Origin of the sequence: Stenotrophomonas sp. ZAC14D1_NAIMI4_1 (assembly GCF_003086775.1) — a bacterium.
GTDB lineage: Bacteria > Pseudomonadota > Gammaproteobacteria > Xanthomonadales > Xanthomonadaceae > Stenotrophomonas.
Map to the genome: position 1 here is coordinate 423,053 of NZ_CP026001.1, position 23,813 is coordinate 446,865.

Consider the following 23,813-nt stretch of genomic DNA (forward strand, 5'->3'; position numbering starts at 1 on the left):
AGATGACTCGCATTTCTGTGGAGCAATCAATGAGAAGCAATTTCTCTCTGCCCATCATTCTAGGTGTTGCACTTGTGTGCCTGGCGGGTAATGCGGCAGCAGAAGTAAAAGCACTGAGTCGCGCCAACTGCGTTGGATTCATTAACGAATCCGTGACCTATGAACGGCCCCAGTTTCGCAATTTTCAGGGGTCGGCCGTAACCAGGCACGTTCCACTTGGGAACATTCAGCCGAAGCATGTTTTCGGTGCGCGTAACAACGGACTGTACTCCTGGCGATTTTACGCAGGTGATGGCAGTGATCCAGAACGAATGGTTGTTCACGGATATCACACATGGGTGCTGGGCGGACGCGTATTTACGCAATCCACGAGTGCGGTCGATTGCCAACTTTCGGAGTGGTGAACATCATGAAGAGTCTTTGCTCTATTGCACTCTCGCTGGCGATTTCCATGTCAGCCCAAGCATCCCAGAATGAACCAGCTCCCGATGCGGTAGGGAGCTGGTTACACCAACGCGCCATGCAGGCTGCAATGCAGGAGGCCGCGGCAATGGGAAGATCGTCCGCCAGCGTGGGCAGCTACCAGGTGGTGAAACTGGCAGACCTCGATGCCCCCGAGGAGGTGAAGCGGCGGCTTCGCGCTGACATCGAGCGATCCAACAGTGTCATGGAGGCTGCAGAAGGGGATATCCCAACGCAGGCCGAAGTGCTGGCTGCCTTGCCCCGCACGCAGCGTTCGGCGTCGGAACTACGCCAGCGCCTGCCGCAGCCACCCAGCAGGCTGGAAGGCAGTCTGCTGGGACCGGCGAAGCTGATCGGCATGGAGCCCAGTGGCAGACTGGATGGAGGACAGTCCTCGGGCTTGAGCCGCTTTTACCGGCTGGAGGGTGTCGGCATCGTGGAGTTCAGCGAGAACAACTTCCTCGCTGCGGGCATGCAGATCGAGGTCATCGCGGAGGCGCAGAACACCGAGGTGAACGGCAAGCCCGCTAACCTCGGGAAGGTCGTGGATGGTGCCGGCCGTACCCGGGTTGAACTTGCCTGGACGGGAGACAGCAAGACCTACAGCCTGATTGCCACGGGCGAGCCGGGCAGCGATGTGGAGCGCAACGCCCGAGTGCTGCATGACATCGCCGCGGCCATCGTAGATTAGCGGCGGCAATCAGCCGAGCATGGGCTCGGCTCTACAGTAGATCCACGCCATGCGTGGATGGGGTTCCCCGCAACAACCCGCGCGCCCGGTCAGGGCGCGCGCTTCGCATACCGCTGCGCGATCACGCCGCAGACGATCAGCTGGATCTGGTGGTAGATCATCACCGGCAGCACGATGGCGCCCAGGCTGCCACCGGCGAACAGCACCTTGGCGATCGGCACGCCGGTGGCCAGGCTCTTCTTCGAGCCGCAGAACACGATGGCAATCTCGTCTTCGCGGTTGAAGTGCAGGCGGCGCGCCAGGAAGGTGATGAGCGGCATGGCGATGCCCAGCAGCACGGCGGCCACCACGGCCACGGCGAACAGGGACAGCAGCGGCGTCTTGCTCCACAGCCCCTCGGTCACGGCTTCGCCGAAGGCCGAGTACACCACCAGCAGGATGGTGGCCTGGTCGGTGTAGCGCAGCAGCGCACGCTGCTTTTCCACCCAGCCGGCAATCCACGGCCGCAGCAGGTGGCCGGCCACGAACGGCACCAGCAACTGCAGCATGATGCCGCCGATGGCATGCAGCGGGTCATGCACGCCGCCGGAGGTACCGGCCAGTGCGGTCAGCAGCAGGGGCGTGAGGAACACGCCGAGGATGCTCGACAGCGAGGCGCTGCACACCGCTGCCGGCACGTTGCCGCGTGCCATCGAGGTGAAGGCGATGGACGACTGCACGGTGGAGGGCAGGGTGCACAGGAACAGCACGCCCATGTACAGCTCAGGCGTCAGCAGCCAGCCCGACAGCGGCTTGAACAGCAGGCCCAGCAGCGGGAACAGGATGAAGGTGCACGCCAGGATGGTCAGGTGCAGCCGCCAGTGCAGCATGCCGCCGATGATCGACTCGCGCGGCAGGCGCGCGCCATGCAGGAAGAACAGCGCGGCGATGGCGACGGTGGTGACATCGTCCAGCACGATGGCGGCGGCGCCCTTCATCGGCAGCAGCGAGGCCAGGCCGACGGTGCACAGCAGGGCGATTGTGAAGTTGTCCGGTCGCAGGCGCGACCACCAGCGGGTCATGGTGGGCAGGCTCCTCGTTACAGGGGGTCAGGGATGGGAAACGGGTGCGGCCAGGCGTTGCCGGGTGGCCGCTTCCAGTGAGGTCAGGCCAGCGCGCTGGCCCAGCTGCAGGGCCTGCTCGGGGCTGGCATGCTCGTAGCGGGCGTTGACCAGGCCGAGCACGGCGCCGGCACGGTTGCCCGAGGCGCAGTGCAGCAGCACCGGGCCCTGGCTCTGCTGCAGTGCCTGGTGCACCGCGCGCACGTTGGCCGCATCCAGGCCGTCGGCGCCGGCCACCGGGATGCGCACGTAGCGCAGGCCCAACGCCTCGGCCTGGGCGGTTTCGTCGAACCTCCGGTCCTCACCGGGCTGGCGCAGGTCGATGACGGTGCGCACGCCCTGCGCGGCCAGCGACTGCAGTTGCGCAGCGCTGGGCTGGCCGCCGGCATACAGGCCGGGGCGCACTTCATTGAGCGGAGTGTCCCCGGCCCAGGCGGGCAGGGTCGTGCAGAGTGACAGCAACAGCAGGCAGGTCAGGCGCAGCAGCATGCTCTCTCCGTGTGTGGGGCTGCCGCTACAGGCGCAGGGTGGCGCGGGCCTTCAGCAGTTCGCGCAGTTCGTATTTGTCAGTATCGTCCAGGCCCTGCTGGCGCTGCTTTGCCAACAGCTCGTCCAGACGTTGCACCAGCAGTTGTTTCTCCAGCTGGGCCACCGCGTCGTGCAGTTCCTGGGTCCACATCGCCTCGTCGCCGGGCATGGTCTGCGCGGCCAGCGTATGCAGCGAGGCCTGTTCTTCGCGGCCATCGAAGTGTTCCAGCAGGGCGCCGGTGCTGATGTCCGGGCGCTGTTCGACCAGGCCCAGCAGTTCCAGCAGCAGCTCCACGCCGGGCAGGCGCAGGCCCTGGAAGTGGTGCTTGCCGCCCAGGCTCATCGCCAGCGACGGCTGCTGCAGCAGCACGGCGATCGCACCACGCACCAGACTGCGCTTGGCGATGGGCTGGATCTGCCGGGCCGGCGCGCGCTGCGGCATCGGCGCGCGTGCGGCCGCGCCAGTGCCACCGCCCAGGCCGGTCAGCTGCGCCAGCTGCTGCTTCATCAGGTCGCCGAAGGCGCCATCGGGAATCTGCGCCAGCATCGGCTTGGCCCGCTCGGCCAGGCGCGCCTTGCCGTCCAGCGTGCCGAGGTTGATCTCGCGGGTCAGTTCATCGAAGAAGAACTGCGACAGCGGCGTGGCCTGCTTCAGGCGGTCGTTGAAGACCTCGGCGCCTTCCTTGCGCACGATGGTGTCCGGATCTTCGCCGTCGGGCAGGAACAGGAAGAACGCCTGGCGGCCATCCTTCATGCGCGGCAGCACCGATTCCAGCGCCTTCCAGCCGGCACGGCGGCCGGCGGCGTCGCCGTCAAAACAGAAGAACACGTCCGGCGCATTGCGGAACAGCAGCTCGGCATGGTCCGGCGTGGTGGCCGTGCCCAGCGTGGCCACCGCCTGGGTGACCCCGAACTGGAACAGCGAGACCACGTCCATGTAGCCCTCGACCACGATCAACCGCTCGATCTTCTGGTTGGCCTGGCGCACCTGCCACAGGCCGTACAGCTCGCGGCCCTTGTGGAACAGCGCGGTTTCCGGCGAGTTGAGGTACTTGGGGCCGTCGTCCTTCTCGAACACGCGGCCGCCGAAGGCGATGACACGGCCACGGCGGTCGAAGATCGGGAACATCACCCGGTCGCGGAACTTGTCGTAGACGTGGCCGCGGTCGTTCTTGGAGAACAGACCCGCGCGGTCGAGCAGCTTCATCCGCCGCTCGTCCTTGCCCAGCGCGTCGCGCAGGCCGCTGTAGCCGTCCGGTGCGTAGCCGATCTGGAAGCGCACGCGGTTTTCCTCGTCCACGCCGCGGCCGTCCAGGTAGGTCCGGGCCTTTTCGCTGCCTTCGAGGTTCTTCTGGAAGAACTTCGTGGCCGCATCCAGCGCGGAATACAGCTCGCGGCTGTCGTCCTGCTGCTGGGCGTTGCGCGGGTTCTCGCTGCGCGGCACTTCCATGCCGGCGCGCTTGGCCAGTTCATCCACCGCATCGAGGAATTCGAGGCGGTCGTAGTTCATCAGGAAGCTGATGGCGGTGCCGTGCGCGCCGCAGCCGAAGCAGTGATAGAACTGCTTGGTGGGCGAGACCGTGAACGAGGCCGAGCGCTCGTCATGGAATGGGCAGCGCGCTGCATATTCCTTGCCCTGGCGCTTCAACGGCACGCGGCTGCCCACCACCTCGACGATGTCGGAGCGGGCCAGCAGGTCGTCGATGAATGCGTCGGGGATACGGGCCATGGGCAACAGGGCAGGGGCGCGGCCAGGGGCCACGCGAGGCGGACGATCAATCCGCCTAGTTTACTCCCTGCCGGGCAGTGGGCCGGCGTTGGCCGGATCGATGCCGGCAGCGGCCAGGTGGGTGCGGGCGCGCAGTCGCTCGTCGATTACCGCGGTCATCAGCGCGCCGACGAAGAACACCACGGTGGCGTAGTAGATCCAGACCAGCGAGATGACCAGCGCGCCCATCGAACCGTATGCGCTGCCGGGGGCGACGGTAGCGATGTAGACGCCGATGCCATAGCGGCCCAGCGCGAACAGCGCCGAGGTGATGACGCCGCCGATGAAGGCCTGGCGCCAGGCCACGCGGCGGTCCGGCAGGTAGTGGTACATGAAAGCGAAGCCGACCGCATACAGCAGCAGGCTGGTGAGATAGCCGATGGCCGGCAGGATGGACGGCAACTGCGCGAAGGCCACCTGCAGCATGGTGGTGGCGGTCATCGACAGGATCAGCAGGAAGCCCAGTGCCAGCACGACGCCGAAGGAGAACACGCGCTTGCGCAGCCAGGCCTTGATGCCCTCGAGCCGCTCGCCGCTGGTGCGGAAGATCAGGTTCAGTGCGTTCTGCAGCTGGGCGAACACGGCGGTGGCACCGATGAACAGCAGCAGGGTGCTCCACAGCCCGGCCAGCGAACCGACATCGGGCTGGTTGTCGGCGTTCTTCAGTACGGTTTCGGCCACGGTGGCCGCGCTGCTGCCGGCGGCGGCGCTGATCTGTTCGACCAGGGCCTGCTGCGCGGGGGGATACAGCGAGGCGGTCAGCCACAGCAGCAGCACCAGCAGGGGTGCCATCGAGAGCAGGGCGTAGAAGGAGACCGAGGCGGCCTGGGTGAGCACGTCGATCTCGACGAAGCGCTTGCCGACGGCCATGGGAAAGCTGTCCTGCAGGCGCTGGACGTATTTGCGTAGATTCACGGGGACAGGGGACGCGGGTTCAACCATGCGGCTGTTGTAACAGCCGGGGGTCGAAGGCGTGGTGAAGCAGACAGACACAGGTAGCGCCGGGCCATGCCCGGCGACATTGGGAAACGCCGGGCATGGCCCGGCGCTACCGGATGAAACGCTGGATTACGACAGCTGCTGCTTGACCAGCTTGGACACCAGGCCCATGTCGGCCTGGCCGGCCAGCTTGGGCTTCAGTGCGCCCATCAGCTTGCCCATGTCGGCCGCGCCGGTGGCACCGGTCTCGGCAATGGCGGCCTGGATGGCGGCCACGATCTCGGCTTCGCCCATCTTGGCCGGCAGGTAGGCTTCGATCACCACGATCTCGGCGCGCTCGATCTCGGCCAGGTCTTCACGGCTGGCGGCCACGAACTGGGTGACCGAGTCCTTGCGCTGCTTGACCATCTTGTCCAGCACGGCGATGACGGCGGTGTCATCCAGCTCGACACGCTCGTCCACTTCCTTCTGCTTGATGGCGGCGTTGATCAGGCGGATCACGCCCAGCTTGTGCTTCTCGCCCGCCTTCATGGCGGCCTTCATGTCGTCGGTGAGCTGCTGCTTCATGCTCATGAGGAACCTCGTGGTGGTGGTGGGGCAGGGGCGGATGCCCGAACCCGGAAACGCAAAAAGCCGGCGACGCTTGCGCGTGCCGGCTTCGGCTCCACTGCGACAGGCAAGCCCGTCGCAATGAAGATGCGTCCGATCAGTACAGGCGCTGACGCTTGGTGACGTCGCGCGACGAGCGGCGCAGCTGACGCTTCACAGCAGCGGCGGCCTTGCGCTTGCGCTCCTGGGTCGGCTTTTCGTAGAACTCGCGCTTGCGGGTTTCGGCCAGCACACCGGCCTTTTCGCAAGTGCGCTTGAAGCGGCGAAGAGCAAACTCGAAGGGCTCGTTCTCGCGGACTTTGACGCTGGGCATGGAATCTCCGGGACACAGTAGAACCGGGTCACGCCCGGCGAGCCGCACATTATAGCGGCGAATCAACAAACTGCAAGCGTCCAACCCTGAATGCGGGCCGGGGTTCGAAAGCAGTGAGATCTGCACGTCCCCCGAGGGGGCAGCAGGGGCGTCATAATAGCAGGCATGCGAGTCCTTGGCATCGAATCTTCCTGTGATGAGACCGGCGTGGCGGTGTATGACACCGACCTGGCCGGCAGCGCGGCCCTGCGCGCCCATGCGGTCTATAGCCAGATCGCGCTGCACGCCGAGTACGGCGGTGTGGTGCCCGAGCTGGCCAGCCGCGACCACGTCCGCAAGCTGCTGCCGCTGGTGCGCCAGACCCTGGCCGAGGCCGGCCTGGGTGTGGGCGACATCGACGGCGTGGCTTATACGGCTGGCCCCGGCCTGGTCGGCGCCCTGCTGGTCGGCGCGGGCGTGGCCCGTTCGCTGGCCTGGGCGCTGGAGGTACCGGCGGTGGGCGTACACCATATGGAAGGCCACCTGCTGGCGCCGTTGATGGAAGACGACCCGCCGGAAGCCCCGTTCGTGGCCCTGCTGGTATCCGGCGGCCATACCCAGCTGGTGGCGGTGGATGCCATCGGCCAGTACCGCCTGCTGGGCGAGACTCTGGACGATGCGGCCGGCGAGGCCTTCGACAAGACCGCCAAGCTGATGGGCCTGCCTTACCCGGGCGGCCCGCAGCTGGCCAGGCTGGCCGAGCAGGGCACGCCGGGCGCCTACCGCTTCGCGCGGCCGATGACCGACCGCCCGGGGCTGGATTTCAGCTTCTCCGGCCTGAAGACCCAGGTCCTGATGGCCTGGCGCGACAGCGACCAGAGCGAACAGACCCGCGCCGACATCGCCCGTGGCTTTGAGGATGCGGTGGTGGAGACTCTGTCCATCAAGTGCGAACGCGCGCTGGAAGCGGCGGGCACCAACGTGATCGTGGTGGCGGGCGGCGTCGGCGCGAACAAGCGCCTGCGCGCCCGCCTGCAGCAGATGGCCGAGCGCCTGGGTGGCCGCGCCTGCTTCCCGCGCCCGGCGCTGTGCACCGACAACGGCGCCATGATCGCCTTCGCTGGCGCGTTGCGCCTGCAGGCCGGCCAGCACAACCCACCGAAGGTGGAAGTCACCCCGCGCTGGGACATGGCGACCCTGCCGGCGGTCTGAACCGGTAGCGCCGGGCCGCGCCCGGCGGACGCATCACGGGCGCCCCGCCAACGGCGATGCCGCCAGCACCGTCGTCGCCCGTTCATGGCGCTGCAGCCACCCCAGGGTATGCGGGCAGCGCGCATGGATCAGCCGCCCGATCGCGGCCAGGTCGGCACCGATGTCGCGCTCGAGGATGGGCTCGTGGTGGGCGATGCGGTTGCGCAGGTGGCGGATGCCGTCGAGGTCGGCATGGATGGACCGACGCAGGACGGACAGCGGCGCCGAGGGTGCGTGTGGCAGCGCCAGGCTCATGGTCCCGGCCCAGATCGAATGCTCGAACCGTCGAGCGAACAACTGCTGCCAGAAGCCGAATCGCAGTTTGGCGATGACCTCCGGTACATCCCTCGGAGAACCGACGCTGCCGCGGACATCGCATAGCGAGGCAAGCGCGCCTTCGGCAGGAAGGCTGCGCAGCAGCGCTGGATGCCAGGGCCAGCATCGACCATAGCGATGCACCAGCGCCGTAGCGGCTGCATTGCGGATCACGACCTCGCAGATGTGCAACGGTGGCAGGAGAGCAGCACACATCTGCATGTTCCAGGCATAGAGCGTGGCCGGATCGGCTACGCAACGAGCAGCGATGCGCTCGTAGGTCGACCATCTTTGTCTGGATAGCGCTGCCTGCAGGATCCTGCTTTCCTTCATCAACTCACTCCCAGGGAACGTGGCTTTACCTTGACCTTGGGAACGAGGCAGGAACATCAGAAAACGGCATCATGATCGTCAGTGTTTTTTCATGGATCAGCTCGGTTTTTCACCCGGTCGTCTGCCGTGACGCATTTGCCAATTGACGGGTCTGGGAGGCGCTCCTAACCTTGCGGCGTGTGCTCCGGGACTCGCGGCTGGATTCCAGCTTCCCCTGGGGACGACGAGAGGTACCAAAGGGCCCCGCTAGCAGGGCCCTTTGTCTTTTGAGGCACCGGCATAGTCGTAATCGCCTCTTGATCAGCAGGCCTGACCTGCTTCAATTTCAAATACTGCGCCACCGGGACTCGCGGCTGTTCAACAGCTCCCCCCGGGGACAAACGGTAGTACCAAAGGGCCCCGCTAGCAGGGCCCTTTGTTTTTCCCGCCCCACCCACGCCGCCGCCCGTTCCGGGCAGGCTCACCGCCGTGCCGTTACCATGGCCGCCTGTTTTCCGGCTGGTAACCGCAATGGACAAGGTTTTCATCGAAGGGCTGACGATCGACGCCCTGATCGGCATCTACGACTGGGAACGGCGGATCCGGCAGGACCTGGTGTTCGACCTGGAAATGGGCTTCGACAACCGCCGTCCGGCGGCGTCGGACGACATCGCCCACACCCTGAACTACAAGGCGGTGAGCAAGCGCCTGGAACAGTTCGTGCGCGAATCGGAATTCGGCCTGGTCGAGACCCTGGCCGAGCGCTGCGCGCAGATCGTGCTGGACGAGTTCGACGTGAAGTGGCTGCGCCTGAAGCTGAGCAAGCCCGGTGCGGTGCGCGGCGCGCGCGCGGTAGGCGTGATCATCGAGCGCTCGCGCGACTGACCCGGTAGTGCCGGCCGCTGGCCGGCAAGCCCTGGTAGTGCCGGCCGCTGGCCGGCAACCCCAACAGCACTAAAGAAGGAGATGAAGGATGGTGGATGCGGTGGTGGCGGTACAGTGGCTGGAACAGCTGCAGATGACACTGGAACCCTATCCCGGCGCCTACCTGGCGTTGATGATCACGGCGCTGCTGGTCGCCGCCGGCCTGGCCAACTGGGTGACCAAGCGCATTCTGGTGCGCGGCCTGCGGCGCTTGCTGCAGCGCCTGCCCGGCGCGGAATCCGGGCGCGGCAGCCACCTGATGCGGGTGATCGCGCGGCTCTCCAACGTGGTGCCCAGCCAGGTGATCGCCTCGGGCATCGCCCTCATCCCCGACCTGCCGCCCGGCCTGGTCAATGTCATCATCAAGCTGTGCATCGTGTGGGCGGTGCTGACCGTGTCGCTGGCGTTCTCGCACGCGCTGGATGCGGCCAACAGCCTGTACGAACGCAAGCCCGATGCGCGCAACAAGCCGATCAAGGGCTACCTGCAGGTGGTCAAGATCGTGGTGTTCGTGGCCGCCGGCCTGTCCATCGTCGCCACCCTGCTGGGGGTGAAGATCGGCCCGCTGGTAACCGGCCTGGGCGCAGCCACCGCGGTGCTGATGCTGATCTTCCAGGACACCATCCTGTCGCTGGTGGCCAGCGTGCAGATCAGTGGCGATGGCCGCGTGCGCCTGGGCGACTGGATCGAGATGCCCAGCCAGAATGCCGACGGTGATGTCATCGATATCGCCCTGCACACCATCACCGTGCAGAACTTCGACAAGACCATCACCACCATCCCGACCAAGAAGCTGGTGACCGAGTCGTTCAAGAACTGGCGCGGCATGCAGGAGGCCGGCGGCCGCCGGATCAAGCGCGCGCTGTACCTGGACCAGCACAGCGTCGGCTTCCTGGGCACGGACGAGCTGCAGCGCCTGGGCCAGTTCGCGCTGCTGGGCGATTACCTGCGCGACAAGGCGCAGGAGCTGGAGCAGTGGAACGGGCGCCTGCGCGAGCAGGGCGTGGCCGAGGTGAACAGCCGCCGGGTGACCAACCTGGGCACCTTCCGCGCCTACGTGGAGCGCTATCTGCGCAGTCACCCCGGCGTCCATACCGACATGACCCTGCTGGTGCGGCAGATGCAGCCCACCACCGAGGGCCTGCCGCTGGAGGTCTACTGCTTCACCCGCAGCACCACCTGGGCGGTCTATGAAGGGGTGCAGTCGGACATTTTCGACCACCTGCTGGCGATTCTTCCGGCCTTTGGCCTGCGGGTGTTCCAGGCCTCCAGCGACGCCATGTTGATGGCGGGGCAGCGCTCACTGGCCGGGTCGGAGTAAGCTCCACCCTCGCGTCCGCCCCCGTATGGGCCGCCCAGACTGTGGGCGGGCGCACGAAACTGAATGACGAAACCTCTCGCCAAATGGCCCGGGAACGCTAGAATGCCGGGCTTGTAAACGTTTTCATAAGGACAGCTGGTGGCCTCCGATCGCATCGAATCCCTCATTGCCCAGATGACCGTCGAGGAAAAGGTCGGCCAGCTGGGTGTCTTCGCGGACATGGTCCGCCCGTTTGCCCCGGACGTGAACCCGGAAGCCAACGTGCGCAACGCCGACCAGGTGCTGCAGCAGGTGCGCGAAGGCAAGGTCGGCTCGCTGTTCAACGGCGTGGGCGCCGAGCTGGGCCGCCGCATCCAGCAGGTCGCCACCGAAGAGAGCCGCCTGGGCATCCCGGTCATCCTGGCCGCCGACGTCATCCACGGCATGCGTACCGTGTTCCCGATCCCGCTGGGCGAAGCTGCCAGCTTCGAGCCGGACCTGGCCGAGCGCACTGCCCGTGCCACCGCCGTCGAGGCGACCGCCGCCGGCCTGCACTGGACCTACGCACCGGCGGTGGACATCGCCCGCGACCAGCGCTGGGGCCGTGGCGCCGAAGGTGCCGGTGAGGACGTGGTGCTGGGCTGCGCCTTTGCCGCTGCCCGCGTGCGCGGTTTCCAGGGCGGCGACCTGCGCGCGGCCGATTCGCTGCTGGCCACGCCCAAGCACTTCGCCGCCTATGGCGCGGTGATGGCCGGCATGGAATACAACATGGTGGACATCTCGCCGCAGACCCTGCGCGACGTGCACCTGCCGCCGTTCAAGGCCGCGTTCGACGCTGGCGCGATCACCGTGATGTCCTCGTTCAACGACATCAACGGCGTGCCGGCCAGCGCCAACGCCGAACTGCTGACCGACATCCTGCGCGGTGAGTGGAAGTTCCCGGGCGTGGTGATTTCCGATTACACCGCCGACATGGAGCTGGTCGCGCACGGCTATGCCGCCGACGACCGCGACGCCACCGCCAAGGCCTTCACCGCCGGCCTGGACCTGAGCATGCAGAGCGGCTTCTATGCCGAACACCTGCCGGGCCTGGTCGAGAGCGGCGACGTGCCGATGGCCGTGCTGGATGAAGGCGTGCGCCGCATCCTGTGGCTGAAGGAAACCATCGGCCTGTTCGACGATCCGTACCGTTCGCTGGACCCGGCGCGCGAAGCGGACACCTCGCACATCGCCGCGCATGACGAGCTGTCGCGCGATGCCGCGCGCCGTTCGATCGTGCTGCTGAACAACCGCGACAACGTGCTGCCGCTGCAGAAGACCGGGCAGAAGATCGCCCTGATCGGCCCGTTCGTGCAGGACCGCGAGAACATCGAAGGCTGCTGGACCCTGTTCGGCGACAAGCAGCGCTACGTGGATCTGGAAACCGGCGTGCGCGCGGCCATCGGCGATGAAGCGCTGCTGGAAGTCGTGCCGGGCAGCGAGCTGGAAGCGGCGATTCCCGGTGGCACCGAAGCGGCCGTGGCCGCTGCGCTGCGCGCCGACGTGGTGGTGCTGGCACTGGGCGAACCGCAGCGTTACAGCGGTGAAGCGCAGTCGCGCGTGGAGATCACCCTGCCGCCGGCACAGCAGGCGCTGGCCGAGGCCGTGGCGATGACCGGCAAGCCGCTGGTGGTGCTGCTGCGCAACGGTCGCGCGCTGGCCCTGCAGGGCGCGGTGCGCAATGCCCATGCCGTGGCAGTCACCTGGTACCTGGGCACGCAGACCGGCCATGCCGTTGCCGATGTGCTGTTCGGCGATTACAGCCCGTCCGGCCGCCTGCCGGTCAGCTTCCCGCAGGTGTCCGGCCAGCAGCCGTACTTCTACAACCACCCGCGTACCGGCCGCCCGGAACTGCCGACCATGTCGGAGTTCAAGGCACGTTGGCGCGAGATTCCGAACGAGCCGCTGTACCCGTTCGGCCACGGCATCGGCTATGCGACCTTCGCCTACGGCGTGCCGCAGCTGAGCGCGGCCCAGCTGGGCTGGGACGACACCCTGACCGTGACCACCACGCTGACCAACACCAGCGCCGTGGCCGGTGAGGAAGTGGTGCAGCTGTACATCCACGACCGCGTGGCCAGCCGCGTGCGGCCGGTGCGCGAGCTGAAGGACTTCCGCAAGGTCGCCCTGCAGCCGGGCGAGTCGGCCGAGGTGAGCTTCACTCTGACCCGCGAGCAGCTGGCATTCACCGGCCGCGACGGCGTGCTGCGCGCCGAGCCGGGCCAGTTTGACGTGTGGGTGTGCGCCTCGTCGGCCGCTGGCGAAGCGGTGCAGTTCGAGCTGCTGAAGGCCTGACCGCACCGGCCGGAACCACCGGTGGAGCATCCACGCATGGCGTGGATCTACTGGCAGTGAGGCGCCGGACCATGCCGGGCGTCCTCACCCATGGCAAACACGCCGGGCGTGGCCCGGCGCTACCATCGGGGCATTCATTCGATGGAGCCCGCGCATGCGCAAGATTGCCTTCCTGATTCCGGCCCTGCTGCTGGCCGCCTGTTCGCAGCCGGCACCGCCGGCCGAGCCCGCGGCGGATGCACCGCCGCCGATGACCGGCTCCACGCCGGCCGAAGCCGCGGCGAGCACCACGCCTGACCCGGCTGCAGCGCCGCAGGCGGCTGCCGAACACGCCAGCGAGACCCCTGCACCCGCCGCCGCCGATGAAGGCGATGCGCGCGCGCGCATCGACAGCGTGCTGGGCGATGCCGCGCAGTACGAGAAGGTGTTCAACGCATTCAAGACCGCCGTGGTCGGCGGTGACCGTGCTGCCGTGGTGGAGGAAGTGCGCTTTCCGCTGAACATCGCCGGTGGCAGGAAGATCACCGGCCCGGGCGAGTTCCAGCGCAACTACGAAAAGATCATCACCCCGGCGGTGGTCAAGGCGATGTCCGGGCAGGAGTTCAGCAAGGTCTTCGTCAACCAGCAGGGCGTGATGATCGGCGATGGCCAGGTGTGGCTGACCGGCGAGTGCCTGGACAAGGCCTGTGCCCGCACCGAGGTGAAGGTCGGCACCATCCAGTAAACGCGAACGGCCCCGCATGATGCGGGGCCGTTTCATCAACGCAGTGCCGGCCAGCGGCCGGCACCACCGGCGTCAGGCCTTCGGGGTGAGCTTCAGCAGGCGGGCCTTGCTGCCGTCTTCCAGCAGCCACAGCGCGCCATCGGGGCCCTGTTCCACTTCGCGGATGCGCTCGCCCATGTTGAAGCGCTCGGCTTCGCGCGCGTTCTCGCCATCGAAGGCCACCCGCACCAGCGAGGTGGACGACAGGCCGCCGATGAAGGCGCTGCCCTTCCACTGCGGGAACAGGGTGCCGCTGTAGAACATCAGGCCGGCCGGCGAGATCACCGGGTTCCAGGTGACCTTCGGTGCGGCGAATTCCGGGCGGGTGTCGTGGTCGGGAATCGGGCGGCCATCGTAGTGGTCGCCGTTGGAGACGATCGGGTAGCCATAGTTGGCACCGCGCTGGATCAGGTTCAGTTCGTCGCCGCCGGCCGGGCCCATTTCCTGCGCCCACAGCTTGCCGTTGGCGTCGAAGGCGATACCCAGCACGTTGCGGTGGCCCAGCGACCAGACCTGGGCGGCGACGCCGCCCTGCGAGGCGAACGGATTGTCCGCCGGCACGCTGCCATCGTCATTGAGGCGGATGATCTTGCCGAGGTTGCCGCTCATGTCCTGGGCCGGATCGAACTTCTGCCGCTCGCTGGAGCTGATCCACAGCTTGCCGTCCGGGCCGAAGGCGAGGCGGTGGCCGTAATGGCCCTGGCCGCTGACCTTGGGCGTCTGCCGCCAGATCACCTTCAGATCCTTCAGCGCACCGCCGCCATCGGCGTTCAGCGCCAGGGTGGCACGCGCCACGGCGGCGCCACGGGTATCGAGCGTGCCTTCTTCGGCGTAGCTGACATACACCACGTTGTTGCGGGCGAAATCGGGGTGCAGGATGACATCGCCGAAACCGCCCTGGCCGCCGTAGGCAACCTTCGGCACGCCGGTGATCTCATGCTTCTGGCCGCTGGCCAGGTCCAGGTGCTGCAGCTTGCCGCGCTTTTCGGTGACCAGCAGGCTGCCATCGGGCAGGAAGGTCATCGCCCACGGCTGGTCGAAGCGGCTGACCTCGGCGGCGGTGAACGGGCGCTGGTCGGCACTGGCCGCTGCAGGCGTGGCCTGCGCAGCGGAGGTGGTGTCTGGACCGGCGGCACTGCAGGCGGTGGTGGCGAGGATGGGCAGCAGGCCCATGGCGAGCAGCAGGGGCGCACGGTGTGAAAGAGGGGTCATGGGTATCTCCAGGGTGGGGATGCGGATGGCCAAGCCCCGTTGTACACCACTGCGGTTGTACGGGGCGTGGTCCAAAGGTCCTGCTGCCCCCCTGTGCGGCGCGCGGCTGATCGACTACGGTGGGCCATCCGGGCAAAGCGTGCCCGTTGCCCGCCAAGGAACCGCAATGCATCCGACCGTCGTCTCCAAGCCTTCGCCCGCGTTCATCGCCGCCTCCTGGGTGGCCCTGCTGCTGGGCGCGGTGGCCTACCTGATCGGCCTGTTCAATGCCGAGATGGCCCTGAACGAGAAGGGCTACTACCTGACCCTACTGCTGTTCGGCCTGTTCGCGGCGGTGTCGCTGCAGAAGAGCGTGCGCGACCGGGTGGAAGACATTCCGGTCAGTGGCCTCTACTACGCGCTGTGCTGGTTCGCCCTGCTGGCCTCGCTGCTGTTGCTGCTGGTCGGCCTGTGGAACGCGACGCTGGCGCTGAGCGAGAAGGGCTTCTATGGCATGGCCTTCGCGCTGTCGCTGTTTGGTGCGGTGGCGGTGCAGAAGAACACCCGCGACCTGATTGCCGCCAATGGCGGTGAACCAGCACGCAAGCCGGCCATGCCGCCGCTGCCGGAACGCGATTGACGCACCCTTGTAGAGCCGAGCCCATGCTCGGCTCTACAGTGGCGCGGCGTGTCAGCCCAGGCGCCCCAGGCGCGGGTCCACCGTGTTCGCCTCATCCCAGCCACGGCGTACTGCCGCGCGGGCCTGTTCCCACTCCAGGCGGCTGCGGCCACGATCGCTGGCCCAGCGCGATTCCAGCTCACGCTCCACTTCTTCGTAGGCGCGGATTACCTGGTCGGCGCGGGTCTCGTGGAAGCGCGCCGCATGGCCGACCTGGTAGGCGGGCTCGTAGTCATCGAACAGCAGGCTGGCGTCGTAATAGGGCTCGGCGCTGTAGCGGTCGCGCCAGTAGTCGGAAATGGTTTCGCGCGGGGTGCTGTCATCCGGCACGCGGCCGGGAATCTGGTAATCGGGGCTCATCGGTCGGGCTCCGTGGTGGACGAAGCCTGATGGTGCCCGTGCGGCGGTTAACCGCCCGGGCCGGTTGCGTGAAGATCAGGTCGCGTCGGCCTTGCGCGGCAGCAGGTAGATCACCGCACCAATGGCGAAGGCGACCAGCGCGGCGGCGATGTTCTGCCAGCTGGCACTGGCGAACAGCGCCACGCACAGCAGCAGTGCCAGCACCGGAATGAGCGGACCGCCGGGCAGCTTCAACGCGCCGGGCCGGTCGGCATAGCGCTTGGCCAGCACCAGCACCGCCGCCGCCGTACCGATGTAGGCAAACAGGCGCGTGGTCATCGACAGCAGGGCCAGCTGCACGAACGAGCCGGTCAGGGCCAGGCCCAGCGCGATCAGCCCCTGGCAGAAGATTGCCGCGGCCGGCGTGCGGAAGCGCGGATGCACCTGCGCCAGCACCTTCGGGCCGTAGCCATCGCGGGCGAGGGCGAACAGGAAGCGCGGGCCCATCATCATCGTGTTGCTGTTGGTGCCGAGGATGGAGATGGTCGCGCCGACAGTGAGGATCAGCGCCAGCGCCTCGCCACCGAAACCGGCGGCGGCATCGGCCAGGGGCGTGGCCGAACTGGCCAGGCCGGCCAGCGTGCCCTGCGCCACCAGCTGCACCGCGCCGTAGATGACCGTGACGGTGACGATCATGGTGATCAGGGCGAACGGGATGTCGCGGCGCGGGTTGCGGTATTCACCGGCGGCGGCCGGGATGTTCTCGAAACCGGCGTAGGCGTACAGCAGCAGCAGCGCGGCTTCGCCCATGCGCTGCAGGTCGTGCGGGTCCGGGCGCTGGCCGGAGAACGCCAGCTTCGGGTCGATGTAGAACGCGCCGATGGCCACGAACAGCAGCAGCGGCAGCATCTTGCCGATGACCAGCACGATGCCGGTGCGCGCCGCCGAGCGCACGCCGATGATGTTGACCCCGGTGAGGAAGCCCAGCGAGACCACGATCACCGCGATGCGACCCATGCCGGCACTGGCCCACGGCCAGAACCGCGCGACCGCATCGGCCAGTGCATTGCTGAGCGCCGCGGCCGAACTGATGCGGGTCAGCCAGATCATCCAGCCGATCTCGAAACCGGCGAAGCGGCCGAACGCTTCGCGCGCGTACAGGTAGCTGCCGCCCGGTTCATCGAAGTAGCTGGCGGCCTGCGCGTAGCACAGCACCAGCAGGGCCACGACGATGCCGGCGGCGACCACGCCCCACAGGCTGAAGGGGCCGAGCAGGGCGACGGTGGCGGCGGGCAGCAGGTAGATGCCGCTGCCGACCACATCGTTGATGGACAGGCCGACGATCTGCCAGCGGCTGACCGCACGTTGCAGCTGCGGTTCGTCCTGCGCGCTCACTGGTTGGCTCCGGCGAGCGCGGGCAGCTGCCACTGCGCCTGCAGGCGCGTGTACTCGGCGCGCGGCAACAGCACGAAGCGCGGCGTGTCCTGCGGCCGCAGCCAGTCCAGCAGCGCCTGCATGCGTGCCTGCGGCATGGCCGTGCAGCCAGCGGTGGCCTCACCGGGCTGGCGCCACAGGTGGGCGAAGATGCAGCTGCCCTTGCCGGGTTGGTTCTGCGGGTTGTGCGCGATCACGAAGCCTTCCTGGTAGCGCACGTCGCCCTTGTCGTGCAGGTCCAGCCGCATCGGTTCGGTGGACCCCTGCACGGCCGCGCGGCCGACCTTGGCCGCATCGACGATGCGGTTGTAGAACGGCGAGGCCGGCACGTCCATGCAGTAGCTGCTGTCGAGCATCGGCTGGTAGGGCATTGCGGTGTGCGGGCGTGTGCCGGCATAGCCGAACGCGCTGCCCAGGGCGAACACCCCGGCCGGGCTGCGGCCATCACCTTCCTGCTTCTGCGGGCCATCGCCCTGCGCCGGGTGCAGGCCCAGGCCCCAGGCGCTGCCGCTGCGGCCCAGCGCCACCGGGAAGGCCGTGCCCTGTGCGCGCCAGCCCTTGCCGTCGCGCACGAACGCCTGCAGCTGGCCCTGGGTGCTGTCCCAGCCCTCGCTGGTGACCACGATCAACTGCCGCGCGCCATCCAGCGGCGCAGCATGGAGGGACAGCGACGCGGCCAGCAGCAGCGCAGCGGTGACAAGGCGGGACAGCGGCTTCATCAGCAGGCGCTCCGGTCAGGAATCGAGCAGGTGGTCAATGCGTTCCAGGTTCACCGCCAGTTGCCGCTGGCGATCTGGATTGGCGTGGCAGAGCAGCACGAACAGGAAGTCGAGCAGGGCATGCATGGCGCTACGGTACAGCAGCTGCGCCACCTGCGGCGTGCGGTCGTAGGCACACACCACCAGCGATGCATCGGCGTGCGCGCGCAGCGGGTTGGCGGTGTGGCGGGTGATCGACACGACCTTGCCGCCCATGTTCTGGAACTGCCGCGACAGCTGCGAGAGCTGCGGCAGGTTGCCGTACTCGGAGAACACCAGCAGGGCATCGCGGGGGCGCGCGGCCGACAGGTTGGCCAGCAGCAGGACCGGATCGGTGTGCGGTACCACCAGCAGGCCGAGCAGCGACAGCCGCATGGCGAACTCGCGCGCGAACAGGCCGTCATCGCCCAGCCCGTACACGAACAGCTTCGGCGCGCCGTCCAGCAGCTGCACGATGCGCTCGATCTCCTCGCGCGGGTTGGCCTGGCGGGTTTCCTCCTCGGCCTGGGCCTTGCTGCGGCGCAGGGCATCGCCCAGGCGCAGGTAGTGATCGCCGTTGTCCGGTTCGCTGGGGGCCTGCTGCGGGTCGGCGCCGGCGCGGGCCACGTCCTGGCCGATGGAATACTTCAGGTCCGGGTAGCCCTTGAAGCCCAGCTTCTGGCTGAACTTGACCACGCTGGACTGGCTGATGCCCAGCGCGCTGGCCAGCTGCTGCGAGGAGTAGTCGCGCAGCAGATGGGCGTTGTCGAGGATGAAATCGGCGATGCGGCGTTCGATGGCCGACATCTGCCCGCGCTCGGTTCGGATTTTCAGCAGGGGCGGCATGCGGGACGTCCGGGGGTCTGCAATTGCGTTGCGGTTGGCCGCGTAGAGCGGATTATGCGGTGGGTCGCGCGCGTACCAGCCGCGAAGGGGTTACGGGGTGGAGCAGAAGCAGGTGCATCCACGCATGGCGTGGATCTACCGGGTGCAGCTGTTGCATTGGACGTTGAGTCCGCCTTGTAGCGAGCCGAGCACCGCAGGTCCGGCGAGGGCGAAGAGGCGCGGGTGTCTGAGCGCAGCGAGTTCCGCGCCGTCCCTCGACGGACCGAGGAGCGCAGGGTACCGGCGTGCGCAGCACGTCGGCTCGCGGATGGCGGAGCGTTTCTTTTGGTTACTTTTCTTTTCGCGAAAAGAAAAGTAACGCGCGACCCACCGTCAGTGGCACGCAACGTCAGCCGAAAGGCAGAAATCAACCCAGCATCTCCAGCCCACGCACTTCGGTGATGCCCAGTCCGGGTACGTCGCTGATGCTGATCTCCGATTCGTTGAAATGTACACCGCCGCTGACCGGGTCGAACTGGCCCAGCGAGGGGCCATCGAGGTCGACCTTGGTGATCACATCACTCTTGGCCACCGCCAGGTGTACCGCGGCCGCCACGCTGATGCTCGATTCGATCATGCAGCCGATCATGCACGGCACGCCGTAGATGCCGGCGATGTCGGCAATGCGGATCGCGTTGGACAGCCCGCCGGTCTTCATCAGCTTGATGTTGATGATGTCGGCCGCGCGCTGCTGGATCAGGTCCATCACCTGGCTCGGGCTGAACACGCTTTCGTCGGCCATCACCGGCGTGTTGACCCGGTCGGTCACGTACTTCAGGCCGCTGATGTCGGCGGCCTTCACCGGCTGCTCCAGCAGTTCCAGCACCACGCCGGCTTCCTCCAGCGTGCGCATGGCATGCACGGCCTGCTTGGCGGTCCAGCCCTGGTTGGCGTCCAGGCGCAGCAGCGCACGGCCCTGCACGGCGGCATGGATGGCCTTGACCCGCTCGATGTCCAGGCCGATGTCCTTGCCCACCTTGATCTTCAGCGACTCGAAGCCACGCTCGATGGCCGACAGCGAATCGGCCACCATCTTGTCGATGTAGTCCACGCTGATGGTGATGTCGGTGGTGATGACCGGATCGCCACCGCCCAGCATCTGGTACAGCGGTGCGCCATGCAGCTGCGCCCACAGGTCGTACAGGGCGATTTCCACCGCCGCCTTGGCGCTGGTGTTGCGCTCCATGGCGGTCTGCACCAGCGTGCACAGCTGGTTGAGGTTCACCACCTCCTGGCCGACCAGGCGCGGGGCGATGAAGTGGCGGATCGCCTCGATGATCGAGCCGTGCGTATCACCGGTGATGACCGCGGTGGCCGGCGCTTCGCCGTAGCCGGTGTTGCCGGTGTCGGTGCGGATCAGCACCACCACGTCTTCCACGGTTTCCACCGTGCGCAGGGCGGTCTTGAACGGTGTCTTCAGCGGCACGCGCAGCATGCCCAGTTCGATGGCGGTGATCTTCATTCGGCAGTCTTCGCCCGCAGGCGCTGGATGTTGGTGATGCGGTCGATGTAGCGGACAGTGTCGCTGGCCATCATCGGCTCCAGCGGAGTGACCGAGACACCATTGAGGTGGGCCTGCACGCGCGTGCCGTCGGCAGCGATCCAGCTGCCGCCCGCCGTATCGTGGATGACCCAGGTGCGGCCGTCGACGTGGCCGATGGCCATCATCACGTGGCCGGGGATGTAGACCAGGTCGCCCACCTGCAGCGCGCTCACGGCGCGGTCGCGCGCGGCCTTGCCGGCCTTTTCGGTGAACGGCAGGCGGTCCAGCGCCGGGCTGACGGCCTGGGCACTGGTATTGCGCGGCAGCAGCACGCCGAAGCTGCGGTAGATCTCGGACACGAACCCGCTGCAGTCGCGGGTGTCGTAGTCGTGGCCCCAGCCGTAGCGTTCGCCGAGGAACTTGAAGGCCTGCTGCAGCAGCAGGCGCGGGGTCAGCGCCAGGTACTCGCCGGCAGTGTCCTGCGAACGTGGCAGCAGCGCGGGCACCAGCTTCAGCTGGCCATCGGCCTCGCGTACCGGCAGCTGCACCACCCAGGCGGCATGTGCCTGCTGGCCGTTGACCGGGGTGGCGGCGGGCCAGTCGGCCAGCACCGGCAGGCGCACGCCCATGTCCAGCTGCAGGCGCGACACGCGCGGCTCCTCCGGGGTGAACGCGGTATGCGCCACTGCGCCGGTCACGATGCGGTAGGGGCCCTGCGCGCCGTAGCCGAGCACGCTGGCTTTCTCGCCGGTGGCGACCGACTCGGCTTCGATCCACGCGCTGTAGCGTTCGCTGTGCACGAACAGCCAGCGGCCATCGGCGCTGCGGTGGACCACCGCCACCTTGTCACCGGGGAACAGTGCCGATTCCTGGAAGCGGTCGATATCGGTATCCCCCGCGGTACTGAAGACGCGCTGGCGGGTCGGGAAGGTGCGCAATGCCGCGCGCTTCACCACCAGGCCGTACTGCGGCGCTACCTGTGCGGCGATGGCCGCCACGCCAAGGTTGGCCTCGATCGACGCGCGCAGCGCTGCCGCGATGGGCTGGCCCTGGTCGTCGTACAGGGCCCGTGTCGGCCAGGCCGACAGCGCGCTGATGCTGGCGCGCACCTGCGCGGCGGTCAGCTGCGCGGGCAGGCCGGCGATGTCCTGGATGTGCGCGTCCTGGCTGCGCATGCGCGCGTTCTGCGCGTTGATCTGCGTGCGGTCGAGGATCGGGGTATCGGCGTTGTCCAGCCGCGCGGCCCAGTACTGCGGGGTCAGGTAGGCCTCGTGCAGGCCGATCACATACGGCAGCGGCGCGCCGGGATCCGGTGCGCGGGGTGCCTGCGCAAAGGCCGGTGCGGCCAGCAGGCACAGGGCCAGGGTGAAGCGGCGCGGCCAGTGCCGGGGTGCAGCGATCGATCGATTCATGCGCAACGCTCCCTATCGAATCCATTGGAACATGTGGCGGGCGTCCCGCGCCGGCCTCTACGGCGTGGCCGGTGCCTGCTGGGCGATCTGCGCATCCAGTGCAGCGCGGTCGGCCCAGACCGTGCCGCAGTGGCCGCAGCCCCAGATCGGCGGGCGCAGGGTTTCAACATGACTGACCAGGCCGTCGCAGCCGGGTTCCGGGCAGGGGATGGGCGGTGTCGCGTCGGCTGTACTGGCCGGCGGGCGCTCACCGGTCTGCGGATCGAAATCGCCATAGCTGCCGCAGCGGGTGCATTCGATCATCACCAGGCGCATGCCTTTGGCGCGGGACTGCTGCAGCAGCGCAAGGCCTGCGGCATCCGGTACGAACGTCGCGCTGCACTGGGGGCAACGCAGGTGAGTCTGTTCCATTCCGCACGGGCTCCGGTTGTTGGCGGACTGCTTTGGAATATTTATTCCTTTCATCCACGAAAGCAAGAATAAATAATTGACCCCTTATCCGGCCCGTGTTACACAGCCGTTACCACCCGCGCTGGGGAAGTGTCGCTGTGGATCCCGCCGTTCGCAAACCGCGTCTGCCTGCCGCCGCCGGCCTGTGTGCCGCGCTGCTGCTGTGGCCGTGGGTGGCGGGCGCACAGGAGGCCGGGAGACAGGCAGCGGGCGAAACGCGGCTGGTCGACCTGGTCGACAGCGGCCGTTTCGGGCAGGCCGAAGATCTGCTGGCGCGTGGCGACCTGCCCGCCACGGCGGCCTACCAGCGCGAACGCATGCGCCGCATCCGCCTGGACTTCAGCCTGGACGAAGCCGCAGCGAAAACCGCCGTACGCCGCTGGATTCCCGACCTGACCGATGCCGAGTTCGCGCGCTGGGATCAGCTCGGCCTGATCGAGCATCTGGATATCGACGGCACCCGCTGGTACTTCAAGCGTGCGCCGTCCAACCTGTTCCTGCTCAGCGATGAAGCGCGCGCCCGCCGTCGCGCCGATGCGCCGATGCCGGCGCCGGGCCCGAACGAAGTGCTCAACGCGCACCACGCGCGCGTGGTTGCGGCCGCCGCGCAGCAGGACCAGGCCTCGGTGCTGCCGCAGCGCATTGCCTTTACCCAGTCGCTCACGGTGAAGGCCGATGCCGTGCCGGCCGGTGAAACCATCCGCGCGTGGATTCCGTACCCGCGCGAAATTCCAGGCCAGCAGGAGCGCGTGCAATGGCTGGGCAGCACGCCGGGCAAGGCGCGCGTGGCCCCGGCCAGCACCCTGCAGCGCACCGCCTATATGGAAGCCCGGGCGGTGGCGGGGCAGCCAACGCACTTCGAAGTGCGCTACGCGGTCACCCTCTATGCGCGGCATACCTCGATCGATCCAGCCAAGGTGCAGCCCACGCCGGCCGATCCAGCGCTGCAGCCGTTCCTGGCCGAGCAGTTGCCGCATGTGCGCTTCACCCCGGCACTCAAACTGTTTTCCGAGCAGGTGCTGCAGGGCGAGACGCGCCCGTATGAAGTGGTGCGCAGGCTGTACGCCGCGGTCGACCGCATCCCGTGGGCGGGCGCCCGCGAATACTCCACTCTCAGCAACCTCAGCGATTACGCCCTGCGCGCCGGCCATGCCGACTGCGGCCAACAGACCCTGCTGCTGATCGCGCTGCTGCGCATGAACGGCATTCCCGCACGCTGGCAGTCGGGCATGGTGTTCTCCGACGACGGCAGCGGCTACAACAACCTGCACGATTGGGGGGCGGTCTACCTGGCGCCGTATGGATGGCTGCCGATGGACGTGACCACCGGCGCGCTGGCCAGCGAAACGCCCGCGCTGCGCGACTTCTACCTGGGTGGCCTCGATGGCTACCGCATCGCCTTCAACGATGATTTCGGCCAGCCGTTCGTGCCGGCCAAACAGCATTACCGCTCGGAAACGGTCGACTCGCAGCGCGGCGAGGCCGAGTGGGCGGGCGGCAACCTGTACTTCGACCAATGGGGCTATGACCTCCAGTGGCGGGTAGTGCCGTCCGGGCAACGCTAGCGCGATACCTCCACCACCACACCATTCAATTCTTGCAGGAGAGAGCAGGG

General features: G+C 67.5%; 24 protein-coding genes. 9 read left to right on the forward strand and 15 right to left on the reverse strand.

What is annotated here, in order from left to right; translation table 11 throughout:
- Nucleotides 1–2: 2 nt before the first annotated feature.
- Entirely contained in the window at nucleotides 3–404 is a 402-nt protein-coding gene (locus C1927_RS21280) for a hypothetical protein (RefSeq protein WP_152027163.1), read from the forward strand.
- The gene (locus tag C1927_RS01920) at nucleotides 401–1,153 is read left to right on the forward strand and encodes a hypothetical protein (RefSeq protein WP_152027164.1); all 753 of its coding nucleotides are present in this window, start codon (nucleotides 401–403) and stop codon (nucleotides 1,151–1,153) included. The genes C1927_RS21280 and C1927_RS01920 overlap by 4 nt, the downstream gene beginning before the upstream one ends.
- Before the next feature lie 89 nt (nucleotides 1,154–1,242).
- Here the strand turns inward: C1927_RS01920 and C1927_RS01925 are convergent, their stop codons facing one another.
- The 6 genes from C1927_RS01925 to rpsU form a co-directional block, all read right to left on the reverse strand.
- Nucleotides 1,243–2,214 carry a bile acid:sodium symporter family protein gene (locus tag C1927_RS01925; RefSeq protein WP_079225049.1) on the reverse strand — a complete coding sequence of 324 codons (972 nt, stop codon included), beginning with the start codon at nucleotides 2,212–2,214 and terminating at the stop codon, nucleotides 1,243–1,245.
- Nucleotides 2,215–2,241: 27 nt separating this feature from the next.
- The gene (locus tag C1927_RS01930) at nucleotides 2,242–2,742 is read right to left on the reverse strand and encodes a protein tyrosine phosphatase family protein (protein ID WP_079225051.1); all 501 of its coding nucleotides are present in this window, start codon (nucleotides 2,740–2,742) and stop codon (nucleotides 2,242–2,244) included.
- 25 nt (nucleotides 2,743–2,767) lie between these two features.
- Nucleotides 2,768–4,510, reverse strand: a complete 1,743-nt coding sequence (gene dnaG / locus C1927_RS01935) for a DNA primase (RefSeq protein WP_108745779.1) — start codon at nucleotides 4,508–4,510, stop codon at nucleotides 2,768–2,770.
- A 60-nt stretch (nucleotides 4,511–4,570) separates the two neighbouring features.
- A complete protein-coding gene (locus C1927_RS01940) occupies nucleotides 4,571–5,491 on the reverse strand; it encodes a YihY/virulence factor BrkB family protein (RefSeq protein WP_108745780.1) in 921 nt (306 codons plus the stop codon).
- A 126-nt stretch (nucleotides 5,492–5,617) separates the two neighbouring features.
- Nucleotides 5,618–6,061, reverse strand: a complete 444-nt coding sequence (locus tag C1927_RS01945; protein WP_079225055.1) for a GatB/YqeY domain-containing protein — start codon at nucleotides 6,059–6,061, stop codon at nucleotides 5,618–5,620.
- Nucleotides 6,062–6,194: 133 nt separating this feature from the next.
- Nucleotides 6,195–6,410 (reverse strand): 30S ribosomal protein S21, encoded by a 216-nt coding sequence (gene rpsU, locus C1927_RS01950; protein WP_002808376.1) that lies wholly within the window; start codon nucleotides 6,408–6,410, stop codon nucleotides 6,195–6,197.
- Nucleotides 6,411–6,575: 165 nt separating this feature from the next.
- On the opposite strand from rpsU, the gene tsaD reads away from it, so the two are divergent.
- On the forward strand, nucleotides 6,576–7,601 hold the full coding sequence (tsaD, locus tag C1927_RS01955; RefSeq protein ID WP_079225057.1) for a tRNA (adenosine(37)-N6)-threonylcarbamoyltransferase complex transferase subunit TsaD: 1,026 nt from the start codon (nucleotides 6,576–6,578) through the stop codon (nucleotides 7,599–7,601).
- Between the two features lie 33 nt (nucleotides 7,602–7,634).
- Here tsaD and C1927_RS01960 read toward each other — a convergent pair whose 3' ends face one another.
- Nucleotides 7,635–8,288, reverse strand: a complete 654-nt coding sequence (locus C1927_RS01960; RefSeq protein WP_079225495.1) for a hypothetical protein — start codon at nucleotides 8,286–8,288, stop codon at nucleotides 7,635–7,637.
- Nucleotides 8,289–8,798: 510 nt separating this feature from the next.
- Here C1927_RS01960 and folB point away from each other — a divergent pair.
- The 4 genes from folB (at nucleotide 8,799) to C1927_RS01980 (ending at nucleotide 13,549) form a co-directional block, all read left to right on the forward strand.
- Nucleotides 8,799–9,152: a dihydroneopterin aldolase gene (gene folB / locus C1927_RS01965; RefSeq protein WP_025878255.1), complete on the forward strand. Its 354-nt coding sequence runs from the start codon at nucleotides 8,799–8,801 to the stop codon at nucleotides 9,150–9,152.
- A gap of 88 nt (nucleotides 9,153–9,240) precedes the next feature.
- A complete protein-coding gene (locus tag C1927_RS01970; RefSeq protein WP_079225059.1) occupies nucleotides 9,241–10,512 on the forward strand; it encodes a mechanosensitive ion channel domain-containing protein in 1,272 nt (423 codons plus the stop codon).
- A gap of 138 nt (nucleotides 10,513–10,650) precedes the next feature.
- Nucleotides 10,651–12,825, forward strand: coding sequence for a glycoside hydrolase family 3 N-terminal domain-containing protein (locus C1927_RS01975; protein ID WP_108745781.1), 2,175 nt, complete (start codon nucleotides 10,651–10,653; stop codon nucleotides 12,823–12,825).
- A 154-nt stretch (nucleotides 12,826–12,979) separates the two neighbouring features.
- Nucleotides 12,980–13,549, forward strand: a complete 570-nt coding sequence (locus C1927_RS01980; protein ID WP_108745782.1) for a hypothetical protein — start codon at nucleotides 12,980–12,982, stop codon at nucleotides 13,547–13,549.
- A 72-nt stretch (nucleotides 13,550–13,621) separates the two neighbouring features.
- Here C1927_RS01980 and C1927_RS01985 read toward each other — a convergent pair whose 3' ends face one another.
- On the reverse strand, nucleotides 13,622–14,800 hold the full coding sequence (locus C1927_RS01985; RefSeq protein ID WP_108745783.1) for a PQQ-dependent sugar dehydrogenase: 1,179 nt from the start codon (nucleotides 14,798–14,800) through the stop codon (nucleotides 13,622–13,624).
- A 166-nt stretch (nucleotides 14,801–14,966) separates the two neighbouring features.
- Between C1927_RS01985 and yiaA the strand changes: the two genes are divergently transcribed.
- On the forward strand, nucleotides 14,967–15,419 hold the full coding sequence (yiaA, locus tag C1927_RS01990; protein WP_079220384.1) for an inner membrane protein YiaA: 453 nt from the start codon (nucleotides 14,967–14,969) through the stop codon (nucleotides 15,417–15,419).
- 51 nt (nucleotides 15,420–15,470) lie between these two features.
- On the opposite strand, the gene C1927_RS01995 is transcribed toward yiaA, so the two are convergent.
- The 7 genes from C1927_RS01995 to C1927_RS02025 form a co-directional block, all read right to left on the reverse strand.
- Nucleotides 15,471–15,818: a hypothetical protein gene (locus tag C1927_RS01995; RefSeq protein ID WP_079220385.1), complete on the reverse strand. Its 348-nt coding sequence runs from the start codon at nucleotides 15,816–15,818 to the stop codon at nucleotides 15,471–15,473.
- Between the two features lie 75 nt (nucleotides 15,819–15,893).
- Complete coding sequence (locus C1927_RS02000) at nucleotides 15,894–17,192, reverse strand: amino acid permease (protein ID WP_108745784.1); 1,299 nt, start codon at nucleotides 17,190–17,192, stop codon at nucleotides 15,894–15,896.
- Nucleotides 17,189–17,950 carry a L,D-transpeptidase family protein gene (locus C1927_RS02005; protein WP_079220387.1) on the reverse strand — a complete coding sequence of 254 codons (762 nt, stop codon included), beginning with the start codon at nucleotides 17,948–17,950 and terminating at the stop codon, nucleotides 17,189–17,191. Before C1927_RS02005 ends, C1927_RS02000 begins: the two co-directional genes overlap by 4 nt.
- A gap of 15 nt (nucleotides 17,951–17,965) precedes the next feature.
- Nucleotides 17,966–18,814: a MurR/RpiR family transcriptional regulator gene (locus C1927_RS02010; RefSeq protein WP_108745785.1), complete on the reverse strand. Its 849-nt coding sequence runs from the start codon at nucleotides 18,812–18,814 to the stop codon at nucleotides 17,966–17,968.
- A gap of 406 nt (nucleotides 18,815–19,220) precedes the next feature.
- A complete protein-coding gene (locus C1927_RS02015; RefSeq protein ID WP_108745786.1) occupies nucleotides 19,221–20,315 on the reverse strand; it encodes a dipeptide epimerase in 1,095 nt (364 codons plus the stop codon).
- Nucleotides 20,312–21,748 (reverse strand): SH3 domain-containing protein, encoded by a 1,437-nt coding sequence (locus C1927_RS02020; protein WP_108745787.1) that lies wholly within the window; start codon nucleotides 21,746–21,748, stop codon nucleotides 20,312–20,314. Before C1927_RS02020 ends, C1927_RS02015 begins: the two co-directional genes overlap by 4 nt.
- 57 nt (nucleotides 21,749–21,805) lie before the next feature.
- Nucleotides 21,806–22,159, reverse strand: a complete 354-nt coding sequence (locus tag C1927_RS02025) for a hypothetical protein (protein ID WP_079220391.1) — start codon at nucleotides 22,157–22,159, stop codon at nucleotides 21,806–21,808.
- A 137-nt stretch (nucleotides 22,160–22,296) separates the two neighbouring features.
- Here C1927_RS02025 and C1927_RS02030 point away from each other — a divergent pair, with 137 nt between their 5' ends.
- A complete protein-coding gene (locus tag C1927_RS02030) occupies nucleotides 22,297–23,763 on the forward strand; it encodes a transglutaminase-like domain-containing protein (protein ID WP_108745788.1) in 1,467 nt (488 codons plus the stop codon).
- Nucleotides 23,764–23,813: the final 50 nt, after the last annotated feature.

What these genes read in the sequence shown, in the direction of transcription:
- C1927_RS01940 (WP_108745780.1), bottom strand. Translation starts at nt 5,491, where the DNA reads ATGGTTGAACCCGCGTCCCCTGTCCCCGTGAATCTACGCAAATACGTC.
- yiaA (WP_079220384.1), top strand. Translation starts at nt 14,967, where the DNA reads ATGCATCCGACCGTCGTCTCCAAGCCTTCGCCCGCGTTCATCGCCGCC.
- C1927_RS02015 (WP_108745786.1), bottom strand. Translation starts at nt 20,315, where the DNA reads ATGAAGATCACCGCCATCGAACTGGGCATGCTGCGCGTGCCGCTGAAG.
- C1927_RS01995 (WP_079220385.1), bottom strand. Translation starts at nt 15,818, where the DNA reads ATGAGCCCCGATTACCAGATTCCCGGCCGCGTGCCGGATGACAGCACC.
- C1927_RS21280 (WP_152027163.1), top strand. Translation starts at nt 3, where the DNA reads ATGACTCGCATTTCTGTGGAGCAATCAATGAGAAGCAATTTCTCTCTG.
- rpsU (WP_002808376.1), bottom strand. Translation starts at nt 6,410, where the DNA reads ATGCCCAGCGTCAAAGTCCGCGAGAACGAGCCCTTCGAGTTTGCTCTT.
- dnaG (WP_108745779.1), bottom strand. Translation starts at nt 4,510, where the DNA reads ATGGCCCGTATCCCCGACGCATTCATCGACGACCTGCTGGCCCGCTCC.
- C1927_RS01945 (WP_079225055.1), bottom strand. Translation starts at nt 6,061, where the DNA reads ATGAGCATGAAGCAGCAGCTCACCGACGACATGAAGGCCGCCATGAAG.
- C1927_RS01980 (WP_108745782.1), top strand. Translation starts at nt 12,980, where the DNA reads ATGCGCAAGATTGCCTTCCTGATTCCGGCCCTGCTGCTGGCCGCCTGT.
- C1927_RS02020 (WP_108745787.1), bottom strand. Translation starts at nt 21,748, where the DNA reads ATGAATCGATCGATCGCTGCACCCCGGCACTGGCCGCGCCGCTTCACC.
- C1927_RS01970 (WP_079225059.1), top strand. Translation starts at nt 9,241, where the DNA reads ATGGTGGATGCGGTGGTGGCGGTACAGTGGCTGGAACAGCTGCAGATG.
- C1927_RS01960 (WP_079225495.1), bottom strand. Translation starts at nt 8,288, where the DNA reads ATGAAGGAAAGCAGGATCCTGCAGGCAGCGCTATCCAGACAAAGATGG.
- C1927_RS02025 (WP_079220391.1), bottom strand. Translation starts at nt 22,159, where the DNA reads ATGGAACAGACTCACCTGCGTTGCCCCCAGTGCAGCGCGACGTTCGTA.
- C1927_RS01985 (WP_108745783.1), bottom strand. Translation starts at nt 14,800, where the DNA reads ATGACCCCTCTTTCACACCGTGCGCCCCTGCTGCTCGCCATGGGCCTG.
- folB (WP_025878255.1), top strand. Translation starts at nt 8,799, where the DNA reads ATGGACAAGGTTTTCATCGAAGGGCTGACGATCGACGCCCTGATCGGC.
- C1927_RS02010 (WP_108745785.1), bottom strand. Translation starts at nt 18,814, where the DNA reads ATGCCGCCCCTGCTGAAAATCCGAACCGAGCGCGGGCAGATGTCGGCC.
- tsaD (WP_079225057.1), top strand. Translation starts at nt 6,576, where the DNA reads ATGCGAGTCCTTGGCATCGAATCTTCCTGTGATGAGACCGGCGTGGCG.
- C1927_RS01930 (WP_079225051.1), bottom strand. Translation starts at nt 2,742, where the DNA reads ATGCTGCTGCGCCTGACCTGCCTGCTGTTGCTGTCACTCTGCACGACC.
- C1927_RS01925 (WP_079225049.1), bottom strand. Translation starts at nt 2,214, where the DNA reads ATGACCCGCTGGTGGTCGCGCCTGCGACCGGACAACTTCACAATCGCC.
- C1927_RS02005 (WP_079220387.1), bottom strand. Translation starts at nt 17,950, where the DNA reads ATGAAGCCGCTGTCCCGCCTTGTCACCGCTGCGCTGCTGCTGGCCGCG.